At 42.4% G+C, this 14,163-nt stretch carries 10 protein-coding genes and 10 tRNA genes; 15 read left to right on the top strand and 5 right to left on the bottom strand.

Annotation, left to right across the window (positions count from 1 at the left end; translation table 11 throughout):
• Positions 1-138: 138 nt before the first annotated feature.
• Both F946_RS08410 and F946_RS08405 read left to right on the top strand, forming a co-directional pair.
• Positions 139-4,638: a hybrid sensor histidine kinase/response regulator gene (locus tag F946_RS08410; RefSeq protein WP_004981155.1), complete on the top strand. Its 4,500-nt coding sequence runs from the start codon at positions 139-141 to the stop codon at positions 4,636-4,638.
• 4 nt (positions 4,639-4,642) lie between these two features.
• A complete protein-coding gene (locus F946_RS08405; RefSeq protein ID WP_004981152.1) occupies positions 4,643-5,098 on the top strand; it encodes a hypothetical protein in 456 nt (151 codons plus the stop codon).
• 66 nt (positions 5,099-5,164) lie between these two features.
• On the opposite strand, the gene dapE is transcribed toward F946_RS08405, so the two are convergent.
• The 3 genes from dapE to F946_RS08390 all read right to left on the bottom strand — a co-directional run bounded on the left by dapE (position 5,165) and on the right by F946_RS08390 (position 7,597).
• Positions 5,165-6,298: a succinyl-diaminopimelate desuccinylase gene (gene dapE, locus F946_RS08400; RefSeq protein ID WP_035326638.1), complete on the bottom strand. Its 1,134-nt coding sequence runs from the start codon at positions 6,296-6,298 to the stop codon at positions 5,165-5,167.
• Between the two features lie 117 nt (positions 6,299-6,415).
• Positions 6,416-6,562: an entericidin A/B family lipoprotein gene (locus F946_RS08395; protein WP_004981146.1), complete on the bottom strand. Its 147-nt coding sequence runs from the start codon at positions 6,560-6,562 to the stop codon at positions 6,416-6,418.
• Positions 6,563-6,718: 156 nt separating this feature from the next.
• Positions 6,719-7,597 carry a DUF1853 family protein gene (locus tag F946_RS08390; RefSeq protein WP_004981144.1) on the bottom strand — a complete coding sequence of 293 codons (879 nt, stop codon included), beginning with the start codon at positions 7,595-7,597 and terminating at the stop codon, positions 6,719-6,721.
• A 97-nt stretch (positions 7,598-7,694) separates the two neighbouring features.
• Here F946_RS08390 and F946_RS08385 point away from each other — a divergent pair, with 97 nt between their 5' ends.
• From F946_RS08385 to F946_RS08325, 13 genes are all read left to right on the top strand, one after another.
• Positions 7,695-8,087, top strand: a complete 393-nt coding sequence (locus tag F946_RS08385; RefSeq protein WP_004981141.1) for a YbaN family protein — start codon at positions 7,695-7,697, stop codon at positions 8,085-8,087.
• Positions 8,087-8,590 (top strand): cell wall-recycling L,D-carboxypeptidase ElsL, encoded by a 504-nt coding sequence (elsL, locus tag F946_RS08380; RefSeq protein ID WP_004981138.1) that lies wholly within the window; start codon positions 8,087-8,089, stop codon positions 8,588-8,590. The genes F946_RS08385 and elsL overlap by 1 nt, the downstream gene beginning before the upstream one ends.
• A gap of 306 nt (positions 8,591-8,896) precedes the next feature.
• Positions 8,897-8,972 (top strand) — tRNA-Val (locus F946_RS08375).
• A gap of 25 nt (positions 8,973-8,997) precedes the next feature.
• Positions 8,998-9,074 (top strand) — tRNA-Asp (locus F946_RS08370).
• A 49-nt stretch (positions 9,075-9,123) separates the two neighbouring features.
• A tRNA-Asp gene (locus F946_RS08365) sits at positions 9,124-9,200 on the top strand.
• Between the two features lie 21 nt (positions 9,201-9,221).
• Positions 9,222-9,297 (top strand) — tRNA-Val (locus F946_RS08360).
• A 13-nt stretch (positions 9,298-9,310) separates the two neighbouring features.
• Positions 9,311-9,387: transfer RNA gene (locus F946_RS08355), tRNA-Asp, on the top strand.
• Positions 9,388-9,455: 68 nt separating this feature from the next.
• Positions 9,456-9,531, top strand: a tRNA-Val gene (locus F946_RS08350).
• Between the two features lie 11 nt (positions 9,532-9,542).
• Positions 9,543-9,619: transfer RNA gene (locus tag F946_RS08345), tRNA-Asp, on the top strand.
• A gap of 64 nt (positions 9,620-9,683) precedes the next feature.
• Positions 9,684-9,759 (top strand) — tRNA-Val (locus F946_RS08340).
• A gap of 50 nt (positions 9,760-9,809) precedes the next feature.
• Positions 9,810-9,886, top strand: a tRNA-Asp gene (locus F946_RS08335).
• Between the two features lie 88 nt (positions 9,887-9,974).
• Positions 9,975-10,050, top strand: a tRNA-Val gene (locus F946_RS08330).
• Positions 10,051-10,135: 85 nt separating this feature from the next.
• Complete coding sequence (locus tag F946_RS08325) at positions 10,136-10,597, top strand: DUF2750 domain-containing protein (RefSeq protein ID WP_004981136.1); 462 nt, start codon at positions 10,136-10,138, stop codon at positions 10,595-10,597.
• 17 nt (positions 10,598-10,614) lie between these two features.
• Here the strand turns inward: F946_RS08325 and F946_RS08320 are convergent, their stop codons facing one another.
• Both F946_RS08320 and F946_RS08315 read right to left on the bottom strand, forming a co-directional pair.
• Positions 10,615-11,394: a YdcF family protein gene (locus F946_RS08320; RefSeq protein WP_035326913.1), complete on the bottom strand. Its 780-nt coding sequence runs from the start codon at positions 11,392-11,394 to the stop codon at positions 10,615-10,617.
• Positions 11,395-11,489: 95 nt separating this feature from the next.
• Positions 11,490-14,153, bottom strand: coding sequence for a PepSY domain-containing protein (locus tag F946_RS08315; protein WP_004981130.1), 2,664 nt, complete (start codon positions 14,151-14,153; stop codon positions 11,490-11,492).
• Positions 14,154-14,163: the final 10 nt, after the last annotated feature.

Here is a 14,163-nt window from a genome sequence, read left to right as displayed (position 1 = left end):
TCATCGCTTGAGTAGCATACCAAAATCAGGATACACATCAACCCAATTAGCTTGAGCAAAAAGACTGGTTTGGGATGATGGTTATAATGAAGTTTATGCACCTTTTTTGGGTAGCTGACAACGCAAGAAGCCTTAGCTATGAAAGAAATATTAAAACATTTAGTTGAAACGACAACGCTTCCGGAAGATAGTTATCTAGATCAAGATGCAGAAATTCTTGAAATTTTTGTTGAAGAAATTGAAGAAATCTTCGTTGAGTTAGATCCATTATTTGAAAAGTGGTACGCTGAACCGACACATCAAGACACTTTGTTGAGCATACGTCGTCACTTCCATACCTTAAAAGGTTCTGGTCGTATGGTGGGGGCAAAGTCAGCAGGTGAAACAGCATGGGCCGTTGAAGACACCTTAAATCGTGTGATTTCAGGGGCTGTACCGCTTACGGCAACGGTTCAAAAATTTGCTAAAACAGTATTCAAACTGTTTCAATTTAAACTGTATCCGATTTTCAAAGCGGTGCAGGAAATTGATATTGACCTTCGTCCATTGGTTTTAATTGGACAACAATTACAACAAAATCAAAGTTTAGAACCTGCTCTAGAAGAGTTGCTACAACTGTCTAATCATCTAAATAGTAATGATGTCGTGACAGGATTAGAGCTGAGCGATATTGAAGTGGTTGACTCTGAGCCACAAGTTGCAGACGTTTCTGAGCAGGATGGTCAAGTGCATGATGTCCTAGAAGAAACTTTAGCGATCTTCATTGAAGAGGCGGAAGATCATTTAGCGACTATCGACCACTTCTTAAATGCAGATGAAGCCAAAGTACAAGATTACAATGGTTTAATCCGTGCTTTACATACATTGCGCGGTAGTTCGTCTATGGCGCAAATTGAGCATGTCTTTAATGCCAGCTCAAAAGTTGAAAATCTATTTAAAACCTTGGTACAAGAAGAGATTGTTTCCACCTCGAAAGAGATCTCTTTACTCACCCAATATGCTGAATTTGTACGTGATTATTTACACGTGCTTGGGCGTGGTACGAACGAACAGCTTGACGTGATTTACGCCACGTTCACTACGGCTTGGGATAACTATGGTTTCAGTATTGAAGACGTAGCTGATGAGCTAAACCCACAAGGTATGGTCTCGAAGCTGATCGAGTTAAATATTGACCTGTTGCTTGATGCCGAGTTTGAGTTTGATCAGCGTGCTAAGGTTGAATATCCAGACTATATTCAGCACTTAGGTGAACAAGCAAAACAATTGCTGGAATTCACCAATAACCGTGCTGCTCAAGGAATTCATGATTTTACTTTTGAGCTATATGCAGGTTATCAAGCCTTACTGGAAAAGCCTGAATTACTCAATGTAGATTATGCATACGAGTTATTTGGTCAGGCACATCAAGAATTTATCCATTTATTTGATACTTTAGCTGCGGGTCAGCGTGTCATTCTGACTGAAGAAGTGCATAAAGTTCTGAATGAATTAATGGCCTTCGTACAGCAAGATGTTGAATCGACTTCGACGACGGTAACTGAACCTGTTGCTGAGGCTATTGTTTCTAGAAATACTTTACAACCAAGCCTTGATCTTGCGCAGATTTCGCAGCAAATTGCATCGGATCATCAGTACAAGCAATCGAATACGGCCAATACCAATTTTGATGATGATTTGCTTGATATCTTCTTGGAAGAAGCTGAAGAATTATTGATGGGGATGGATCAGGATCTTAATACTTGGTCTAAAAATGGCAATGATACCGCGGCACTCAATAATTTAATGCGTTATTTGCACACCTTAAAAGGTGGTGCCAATATGATTTCTGCACCTTTTATTGGTTCGATTGCACACGAATTAGAGTCTATTTATGAGCGTGTGATTCGTCAGCAAATAGCCACAACGCCACAGTTGATCAGCATCATACGTTTAGTACAGGATGACGTCGCAGACCGAATTCAGGTCATTCGCACCGAGAAGGTTGATTATCCAGCAACAGCAACCATCAAGGTACTGCATAACATTCAGAGCTTAGTTGAGGGTACGACTGTTATAACTACAGTATCTGAGCCTTTGGTTGAGGCGGTTGTCGCAGCAATTGAAGAGACTCAACCTCCAGTTCAAGAACCTTTATCTAATGTAGATAGAACGATTGAAGCTGAGGCAGCTGCGGTTGAGTCAGCAACTGCGATTGAAGAGCCGAGTGTAGTTGATAACACGGACGTTACTGTCGTTGAACAGCTGGATACTCCGTCACTTGTCCAAGAAGAAGCAGTCAGCGCTGTTGAAGAAGCAGCCAGTCTTTTATCAATTGTTGAAGAAACCTTCTTGGAAGAAGCTGAAGAAATTTTAGCGACTACGGATAGCTTACTGAAACAGTGGACTGAACAACGTAGTGACCGTAGTGTGTTACTACAATTGCAACGTGCCGCGCACAGTTTAAAAGGCGGCGCACGAATGGCTGAGAATGAACCCGTTGGTGCGATTGCTTATGAATTAGAAACCACATTTGAGCAATTTGCTGTACATAATTTCAGTTCAAACGTGTATGACCCATTATTGCAAACCGCATTTGAATGGTTAAAACAAGCCATCTTCAAACGTGATTTCAGTAATTATGATGGTCTGAAAAACAGTTTAGCATCTATTGATTATGTGGATGTGATTGCGCAATTACCAACGCGTGTAACACAAATTGATTTACTCAATGCTGTACCAAGTTTTGAGTTTGTACAGGGTGATGGTACTGAGCCGCCAGCAATGCTGGGTGAGTGGAAAGAAACGACTCACTTGGATGGCGGTAATGAGATGATCCGTATTTCAGCTGATTTGGTTGAAAAAATGATCGACCTATCTGGTGAAAATGCAATTAACCGTTCACGTATCGAGATGGACTTAGGTCAACTCGGCAATACTTTGAACGAGATGGAGCTTGCAATTAAGCGTTTGGCGGATCAGTTACGTCGAATGGAAGGCGAGCTTGAGAGTCAAATTATTGCGAAGCATGGTTCTGAAAACTCGCGCTACGCAGACTTTGACCCCTTAGAAATGGACCAATATTCATCGCTAAATCAATTGTCTAAATCCTTAGCCGAATCAGCTTCGGATTTGGTCGACTTCAAGAGCACTTTGGCTGAGAAAATTCGTGATGCGGAAGGCTTGTTATTACAACAATCTCGTATTCAAGCGGAGATTCAAGAAAGCTTAATGCGGACACGTTTGGTACCGTTCTCACGTATGTTGCCACGTTTACAGCGTATTGTACGTCAGACCGCATCAACCTTGAACCGTCCCACGGAACTGGTCGTCCACAATACCGAAGGTGAATTGGACCGTACGATTCTTGAACGTTTGGTTACACCGTTTGAGCATATGCTACGTAACGCAATCGACCACGGTATTGAAGATACGGAACAACGTGGCGCTGCGAAAAAATCAGCGACAGGCCAAATTGAACTAAACATTAGCCGTCAAGGTACAGATGTTATCGTCAGCTTTAAAGATGATGGTAAGGGTATTGATGAAAGCACGATTAAAGCGAAAGCGCTAAATTTAGGTTTAATTAAAGCCGATCAAGTACTAGATAAACAGGAAATTTTACAGTTTATTTTCCATCCAGGTTTTAGTACGGCCAAAGAAGTGACGCAAATTTCTGGACGTGGTGTAGGCCTTGATGTGGTGCAAAGTGAAATTAAAGCACTGGGTGGACATGTCACGGTTGAATCGGAAATTGGACTCGGCACGACCTTCATTATTCGCGTACCGACTACGGTAGCGGTGAGCGATGCCTTGATGGTGAAAGCCGGTGATCAACAATATGCGATTCCATTGGCGCAGATTGATCGTATTGTGCGTATTGCTCCAACAGCATTGGATCAGTATTTCCACAGCAAAGATGACCAATTCAAAATTGATGGTGTGAGTTATAAACTGCGCTATTTATCTGAGTTTTTATCTAATCAGCCGATTCCACGTTTGAGTAATATTGGACATTCATTGCCAGTGTTGTTGATTAAAGGCAACAGTGGACAAACCATTGCATTATTAGTCGATCAGCTCATCGGTTCACGTGCGCAAATTGTAGTGAAGCCAGTTGGACAACAGTTTGCCAGCATTGGTGCAATTGCGGGCGCAACGATTTTGGGTGATGGTCATGTGTGCTTGATTTTAGATGGTCAGAACATTGCACGTCAGATTTTAAGCACCAAGCGTGTGACGCATGCTGCTGATCACCGTGACTTTGGTCGTCATCAGGATACGCGTCGTTTAGTGATGATTGTGGATGACTCGGTTACGGTACGTAAGGTCACATCGCGCTTATTAGAGCGCCAAGGCTTTGATATTGTGACTGCAAAAGACGGTGTCGATGCGATGGAGCAGCTTGAGAGCGTTAAACCAGACTTGATGTTGCTGGATATTGAAATGCCACGTATGGATGGTTTCGAAGTAACGAACTTGGTTCGTCACCACGAAATTCACCAGAACTTGCCGATTATTATGATTACATCGCGTACGGGTGAAAAACACCGTGAACGTGCTTTCAGCTTGGGTGTGACGCACTACATGGGCAAACCATTCCAAGAGGCAGAATTACTTGCCAACATTCAGCAGCTATTGGCTGAAAAGCAGGGGTAAATAAATGAATGCAAATGTTTCAAAGAGCATGAATGAGCAAATCAGTCAGCAAGAATTGCAATATCTGATTACAGTATCAACGGGTTTTATTGATGCTTATATCATTGAATGCCATGGAAAAAATGCCATGCTCTTGCCGCAAAATATTGTTCTGTCTGCGCTTGATAGTGATACACAGGTGAAAACGGTGGAATGGCATGATCTTCATCTGCCTGTCTATGCCATCAACCGCCCAGACCAAACGGAAGGGGTGGCACTGGTGATTGAAGGGGATGATGCTTCTCAACGCTTTGCTTTGATGTGTAATGAAATGCCGAAGTCGATTCGTTTGCGTATTTCTGAAATTGTTGATGATGAAAGCCCTGTGAATGATCCCACTATTTTCCAGCTGGTGCGTATGGGCGATGAGACTTACCACGTACCGAATTTAAATAAAATTCAGGCGAGCTTAGGTCTTTAAGCTTAAGCATTGAATGCAATAAAAAAGGAACTCGATTGAGTTCCTTTTTTATATGGATTTGTACGCTTATGCCAAAAGATCTTCTAAAATTTGTTCGTAAATTTCAGCAAGCGGTTCAAGATCAGCCACATTCACATGCTCATCAATTTGATGGATGCTGGCATTGAGAACACCAAGCTCAAGTACTTGAGCACCTGTAGGAGCAATAAAGCGACCATCAGATGTTCCGCCTGAGGTTGAAAGCTCAGTTTCTACACCAGTCACATTACGAATGGCATTTTTAGCCGCATTCACTAACTCACCCACTGGCGTCAGGAAAGGTAAGCCTGAGTGTGTCCATTTAATGTCGTAGTCTAAACCATGACGATCCAAAATTTCTAAAACACGTGCTTTTAATTCTTCAGCGGTCAATTCAGTTGAATAACGGAAATTGAAAGTTACGGTCATCGTGCCTGGAACGACATTGGTTGCCCCTGTACCAGCTTGAATATTTGACACTTGGAAAGACGTCGCAGGGAAGTATTCGTTGCCTTGATCCCAAACCGTATCACAAAGTTCAGCAACGGCTTTAGACGCCATGTGAATCGGGTTAATGGCCAAGTGTGGATAAGCCACGTGACCTTGTTTCCCTTTCACTGTCATTACTGCATTGAGTGAACCACGACGACCATTTTTAACAATATCACCCAGTTTATGGGTACTTGAAGGTTCACCCACCAAACACCACTTCATTTTTTCATTACGGGCTTCGAGTGTTTCGATCACTTTGACTGTGCCATTGATCGATGGACCTTCTTCATCTGAGGTGATGAGGAACGCGATTGAGCCTTTATGATTCGGGTGTTTCGCAACAAAGCGTTCAGAAGCAACCACCATTGCGGCCAAGGCGGTTTTCATGTCTGCACTGCCACGACCATAAAGCTTACCATCACGAATTTCAGGGGCAAATGGGTCTGAGTTCCAAGCATCTAAATTACCTGTAGGAACGACATCAGTATGACCGGCAAAGCAGAATACAGGTGCTTCAGTGCCTTTTCGTGCCCATAGATTATCAACATCATCAAAGCGCAAAGATTCAATGTTGAAACCAATTTTTTTTAAGCGTTCAGCCATAATATTTTGACAGTTGTGGTCCACAGGTGTAACCGATGGCTGACGTAAAAGTTGGAGGCTTAAATCGAGAGTAGCAGAAGAGGTCATGCGCATTTCAAAGTCAATAAAACAGTCGGCACTATAATAGGCGATTAATCTCTGGAATGCGAAACTTAGCAATAAAAAAACCTTATCATTTAGATAAGGTTTTGATGCAAATATTAATTACTTGCGGATTTCATCTTGGGTTTTTTCAGCGGTATTTGATACAGCACTACCTGCTGAAGAGACATCTTCACCAATACCTTTGACGGTATTACAGCCAGCTAAAACAAAAAGCATAACTAATGAACTAGCAATAATTTTCTTCATCTCATTCTCCAAAATTTTGGTGTTGTCATCAAATGATTTTGTTCTGATGTTTTTAAAGATTAAAAAATAAACACTTTAAACAATAGCATCGTTTTACAGGAGATGAGTAAGCGTATGTTGCGTTATGTATTTTTGTATAAAGTAACTTCTGCAAAATCAAGTTAAAATCAAATTTGGATTTCGGTACATATAAAACTGATTGTTTTGATTTTGTAAGTACAGTCCATTGGTCCACCAATGTGCATTTTGGCTACTGACTTCAGCATTTGGGCAAATCCATTCTTGACGTTGTAGGCGATAGTAATTCAAGTCGGTCGTTGGAATGACGTTACCCCAAGTACCTAGTCGACGGTCTGGATTGAGCCAATCGGGGAGGGGGTATTGGTTTAAAGCATCAACTGCTGTGAAACCATTTATTAGGGGGAGAAAGAGTTGCCCCTTTAAAACGGCAAAGCGAGCCTGAATGTCTGTGTCCAAAGCTTGCTGGAATTGAAACTGTTTATGGGTAAAGTGTTTTAATTTTCGATTTAAAGTGTCGGTACGATTTAAACCATACCATGTGGTTAAGCTCAGATTTGTTTCACCCAAATAATATTTCAACGCAATTTCCCAATGCTCGATTTGATTGGTTTCGGTATTTTTAATTAAAAAGTCTAGCTCACCTGTAGTACGTGCACCATCAATGATTTGAATACTATGACCCAACAATTCATAAGCATGATAGCGATGATCCAGTAACCAAAACCACATGAACATTTCAAAGCGCAGACCTAAACGGGTACTTTTCAGTTGAGCCATAAAGTCTTCGAGTTCTTTTGGGTCTTGATCGAGCTGTTTAAGGCGAGGTAAATAGGTTTTAAAGTGCTGTTGCCAGATCTGTGAGGGATGAAAATGAAAAGCATGTTGTATATCGAGCTCTAACGGCAATGCAGACAAAATGTTTGGACTTGCTACAGCAAAAGCCAATTGGCGAACCAATGGGTGTTTGAATTGGAGCCAGGGTTCGAACAACTGATGTTGTGAAATAAGGTGCATGCGAGTGCCTTAAAAAAGAAGCTAAATATGCAGAAGGACAACGGATAAACTTAAAAAACACTTTATACTACCGCAATTCGGTGTTCAGGAAAGTGGTATGAAAACGTTGTTTTGGCGTTGTTTAGTGGTGATCTTTGTCATCCTAGGCTTTATCGGTGCACTGTTGCCGGGTATGCCAACAACTGTTTTTCTGATCTTGGCAGCTTGGGCTGCATCTAAAGGTTGGCCGCAAATGGATGCTTGGTTGCTCAACCATCCTAAATATGGTGCAACGTTAAGAGCATGGCGTGCCAATGGCACTGTACCACGTAAAGCGAAATGGTTTGCCAGTATCATGATGTTGATCAGTGGGCTGATCATGCTACTGACCAATGCACCATTCTTTGTGAAATTATTTACTAATACCACCATGCTGCTTGTCGCAATATGGTTATGGTTACGCCCAGAACCCAGTACGGTAATAGATAAAAAACAAATAGAGGACAACTGATGTCTTATGTAATTGCTGATGCGGACGTCTTGATTGATTTGGCTGAACAGACTTTAACACTGCCTAAAAAGAATAAATTTTATCTGATCTCATCAGGAAAAAATGGCATTGGTGAAACTGAAAATAGTGGTAAAACCCCACGAGGTTGGCATCTGGTTGCTGAGAAGCATGGTGCTGAGCAACCGCAAAATGCCGTTTTTATTGCTCGAAAGCCTACTGGGGAAGTATACGATACCGATTTAGCCAACCAGTTTCCTGAACGGGACTGGATTTTGTCTCGGATTTTATGGCTGAGTGGTTTAGAAGAGGGCTTCAATCGCGGGGAAGGCTGCGATACCTATCAACGTTATATCTATATTCATGGAACACCAGATAGCGAACCAATGGGGATGCCGATGTCACATGGCTGTATTCGTATGCGTAATACGGATGTCATGGAGTTATTTGAACTAATTGATTGCAATGCGCTGGTTTATATTTCCGAACATAAACTTGAAATCTAAAAATAGCTGTTAAAAAATGTGCAAAGTTATTTTATTGAGTATTCACCGCTGTAATTTAAAATATGAATATTTAATAGAAGAAGAGGATTAATCATAGAAAATCTGTATTTTGAGGAAAAGAAATTTAGCGAATAATCATTTTAATTTTCGCAAATATGTTAAATAACATACAGAAAATACTTGTTTTTATACCATTTGACCTATTTTTTAATCACTCGATTGCAAAAAAGCGAAAACAAGCCGAAAAGCGTTTGACAGCCTGTAAAGATTCTCTATAATGCACCTCACAAACGATAAAGACGTTAAGGGCGCTTAGCTCAGTTGGTAGAGCGTCTGCCTTACAAGCAGAATGTCGGCGGTTCGATCCCGTCAGCGCCCACCAAGCCTTTACGTTAAAGATCTTACGTGCAGCGGTAGTTCAGTTGGTTAGAATACCGGCCTGTCACGCCGGGGGTCGCGGGTTCGAGCCCCGTCCGCTGCGCCACTTAAGATTTTTAATATTGTTTGTACCACATTAGTGACTTTGTGTAAGTGCAGCGGTAGTTCAGTTGGTTAGAATACCGGCCTGTCACGCCGGGGGTCGCGGGTTCGAGCCCCGTCCGCTGCGCCATTTATACAGAATCCTTAATGAGGGCGCTTAGCTCAGTTGGTAGAGCGTCTGCCTTACAAGCAGAATGTCGGCGGTTCGATCCCGTCAGCGCCCACCAGATTTTTTGCGATGCAGCGGTAGTTCAGTTGGTTAGAATACCGGCCTGTCACGCCGGGGGTCGCGGGTTCGAGCCCCGTCCGCTGCGCCATTCAAAGAATCGATTAAATTTAAGTTCCTGAGCTTAAGTTTAAAAACTAAGACTGACAATCTTAATCAGGGCGCTTAGCTCAGTTGGTAGAGCGTCTGCCTTACAAGCAGAATGTCGGCGGTTCGATCCCGTCAGCGCCCACCATATTTTACGACGCAGCGGTAGTTCAGTTGGTTAGAATACCGGCCTGTCACGCCGGGGGTCGCGGGTTCGAGCCCCGTCCGCTGCGCCATTTAAAATATAAATTTAAGTCCCTGAGCTTAAATTTGAACACTAAGACTGACAATCTTAAATCAGGGCGCTTAGCTCAGTTGGTAGAGCGTCTGCCTTACAAGCAGAATGTCGGCGGTTCGATCCCGTCAGCGCCCACCATATTCAAGCTGTAAAGCTTAATGACCCTAATTGCATTCGCAATTACCGTTGCAGCGGTAGTTCAGTTGGTTAGAATACCGGCCTGTCACGCCGGGGGTCGCGGGTTCGAGCCCCGTCCGCTGCGCCATTTTCTAGATCCCTTGTGCTAGTAAATGGAATCAAGCAAGATTTCTTTCTTGCATCATAAAAATAGCGACGCTATTTTTATTTCTCAAGGGCGCTTAGCTCAGTTGGTAGAGCGTCTGCCTTACAAGCAGAATGTCGGCGGTTCGATCCCGTCAGCGCCCACCATATTCCCTTATCGTAAAAACCTTGCTTATCTCAAGCTGTTTTCATACACTTCTGTGCAATAATAATTTTAAAATATGACAGATTTATGAGAAATCCATATCAACGCAAAGCTGCATCTAAAAATCAAAATATTGCTTATGATCCTCTTGAAATCTATCGTCTTTTTATCGAAACTATCGTGCATCAAGGCCATGTTATTGCCTTATATCAAGATGGCTGGGCTTTATGTGCTACGCCAACCGGTCAACGTTCCTTTGCGATGTGGCAGAGTAAAGGTTTAGCGCAGCTTTTGGTGAAAGATAATTGGGCGGGCTACGAAATACAGAGTATTGGTCTTAGCGATTTAGTCGAAAAAGTGATTCCATTCTTACGTGCAGAAAAAACCACGGTCTCGATGAATTTAAGCCCAGAAGGGCAGAATGTCTTGGTTGCTCCAGAAAAATTATTATTAGATATCAAAAACTATTTATATCAATTTTCAATGCAGAAGCCTGAGTTATTTAAACAATTACAATTACCATCGCCACGGACAATTCGCCTCCATTAATTCAAGATGATCCCATTTTAGTATTCATTGAGTAACCAACCACTCCAATATGCAAAATACTCACGTAACCATGCATTATAGCGAGTGGCAAAAGGTGTCTGAGCGCTGATCATGATGGGCGTTTGATAACCCTGACGTATGGCTATAGCACGGCTACGAGGAATATGAAAATCGCTGGTCACAATAGCAATCGGTTGCTGTAGGGAAATATGCTGCTTGGCTAAGATCTTTTTACTATTGATCAGATTTAACTCAGTACTGGTGCTTTGATCTTCGGTGTAAATACGCTTCACTGGGATATGGTGTACATCAATCAGATATTGTCGCATTGCTTCAGCTTCACTATTTTTTTGCTGAAAGGATAGGCCGCCACTGACGACCATAATGCTGTTGGGATGTAGCTTGGCATAGCTTGCCGCTTGATCTAAACGGCTGGCCAATGTTGGACTCGGTTTGCCATGCTTCAGACCACTGCCAAGAATTACAATAGCGGGTGCAGCGACATGAGGGGTATTTTGTTGATTTGAAAACCCTAAAAAGACGAAGAAAATAACTAAGCTAAAAACCCAAACAAAGAAAATCGCCCAAGCCCAACGCCATATTGATTGTCTGGTTGTATTGGTTTGAATATAGGCGATAAGCTTAGGATAAGCGAGTGCATAAATGATCAGGCCTAGTCCAATCAATAAGGGCAAGAGGGTGCCAAAATTAAAGCGTAGTTGTAAAACAAAATACAAGCCGTCTGCGAACAGTAATGACCCGATAATAAAACTAATGACTCTTTTTGATTTTTGCATACAAGCTTGTGGGTTATCGTTTGCATGAATTCTAGCAAATTTACGCATGAAAAAACCGAGCACTGTGGCTCGGTTTTTTTACTTGCGCTTAGTGTTTAGTAAACATCACGACGGTAACGACCTTCTTGACGTAATTGATCTAATTTTTCTTCGCCTAAGATTTCAATTAGCGCAGCATCGACATCGCTCGCCATCCCATTAATGCTACCGCAGACATAAATTACGGCACCATTTTCAACCCATGTTTTAAGCTCAGTGGCTTGTTCACGTAGTTTATGGTGTACATAGACTTTCTCTGCTTGATCTCGCGAGAACGCTAAATCTAATCGTTGTAGCATGCCTGTGGTTTGCCACGCTTCAATCGTACTTTGATAGAAGAAATCATGTTCACGTTGACGCTCACCAAAGATCAACCAGTTTTGAGTGTAGTCTAGGCGTGTACGTGCATGGAGTAGACTCATTAAACCCGCGATGCCTGTGCCGTTTCCAATACAAATGATAGGACGGTTGTCATTGATCAAATGGAATGATTCATTGGTACGAATACGTAATGCGATAGGTTGTTGAAGCTCGGCATGTTGGGTTAACCAACCAGAACCTAAGCCCAGTTCACCTTCTGAATCTTGCTGTTGGCGCACGACCAAACGTAACACTTGTTGAGTCGGTACACTTGCAATCGAGTATTCACGTGTAGGTAAAAGGCTCAACTGTTCCAGTAAATGTTCCAAATTGGCAAAAGGCTCAATCTCTGTGTTGAGGTTCTTATCCCAAAGCGCTTGCTCAATCGAAATGGCTAAAGACTCAACGATGCTTTGTGCTGCAATGTGATGCTTTTGCATAAAGGCTTGGATGCGTGCTGTGCTGTTACCTGGTTGAACTTCAGCAATATCACCTGCTTGCCATGTTGCATCGAAGTTGGTTTTTAGCTCAATATTATAAGCATGTGCTCCGACACTATTTGGATTGAGTACTTCACGTTGTGCCAAATTCCATTGATCAAAGGTTTTGTCAATATTCATGGCTTGAAGCTCAAGTTTGGTTGCAGAGGCAAGAGCACTGTTCCAACGTTGAATATCATTGTTATCTGCGTTGTTGACTTCAATCGTTTCAAACAAAGCATGCGCTCCATTGGCTTTTAACCAACGGTCAATACGATGTCCAAAACTACAATAGGAATCAGGATATTCTTGAGAGCCTAAAGCCAGCACGGCATAGTGAAGGTGTGACAAATCCAAAGTTGTATTTAAAAATTTCTTTTCAAAACTACTGGCTAAGTCAGGTGCTTCACCCGTGCCATAAGTACTTGCAACAAAAAGCACTTGTTCAGCAGTTTTTAAGTCATCTTGCGTTAAGTGTTGCACAGCTTTAACACTTACAGGTTGTCTTGCTTCTTGTAAGCTGGTTGCAGTACGCCAAGCGATTTGTTCAGAAACACCCGTTTGTGTTGCATAAGCAATGAGCCATGGTTTCGCATGTGGATCGACCGGAACATTCAATGCTCCACCACGGGCTTGCTGGGTGAGTTTCTTCTGCTTACGACGTTTTAGATATAGCATCCAACCGGTTACAAAGAACAGTGGCATCATCAGTGATGCAAACATGGCAAAGAATTGATAAATTGGGCCAAAGAAGCTACCACGGTGTACAGGAAGCATACTGCTCATGATTTTTTCATTCAGCTTCTTCTGCTCATATAACTCCATTTTTTCAATTTGTGAAGTTTGATAATTGAAGACCGCTGAATTTCGCGCCCGCTCATGTTGTGGAATTGCATCTACAAATGAAAGCTCAAGTGTACCATCGGGCTTTTTCGGAATATTTAGGGTCAGGGTTGAATAGTCTCGACCAACTTGTGCATTAAATCCTGTCCATGTTTGGGTTAAAGCTATTTGTACTTGTTCAGGAGATAAGCCTTTACGCTCGCCATGTTGTTCGCCTTGCCCACGTTCGCCACTTGCAGCGTGCTCACCTTGTGGTCCGCCACGACTTTGCTCACGTGATTCGCCACCACGAGCACCAGCCTGTTCGCCACGTGGGCCTTGAGCACCAGTATTTGGACGGGGTCCTTCTTGCATTTGTGCTTGTGGGCGCTCAACGCCAAGGACTTTAAACATGCCATCGCGCCACCAATCATAAGACCAGTACAGTCCTGTACAGGCCAAGATCAGATAAAAAATCACCACCCAAGTACCAACAACAGCATGTAAATCCCAAATGAAGTTGCGTCCTTTCAATTTAGGTTTAATAAAAAACCATTGTTTGATGGAGTGACGTTTGGGCCAACGTAAGTACAGGCCACTCAATACAAAGAAAATAAGCATGAGGGTACAAGCGCCAGTAATTTGTTTACCGACAGGACCGACAGTTAAATTACGGTGCAACTGTTGAATAAAGTTAAAAAACTCACGGCCTTTAACTTCGGGTAAGACTTCAGCAGTATACGGGTTCACCATCATGTTATAACCACGACGTGCGCCTTCTTTCTCGATATTGACCGTACTTGAAGTGCTTGACTCTTGAGCAATCGTAATACTATTGATTTTGATGGCAGGATCTTGTTTTTGGAAATGTAGATACAGCTCAGCAGGGGTTAATTTATTGTTTTGTGTTGCTTGAACGGTATAGCTGTCTGGGTTCATCCATTTTAAGATTTGTTGTTCATAAGAATAGATGGCCCCTGTGACGCCCATAAGCGACAGGATAAGACCCGCAGTGATTCCCAAAAACCAATGCACTTGGAAAAATGTTTTTTTAAACATGGCGATACTT

Origin of the sequence: Acinetobacter johnsonii ANC 3681 (genome assembly GCF_000368805.1) — a bacterium.
In the GTDB taxonomy this organism is placed as follows: Bacteria; Pseudomonadota; Gammaproteobacteria; order Pseudomonadales; family Moraxellaceae; genus Acinetobacter; species Acinetobacter johnsonii.
This window is presented reverse-complemented; position numbering and strand designations above follow the sequence as displayed.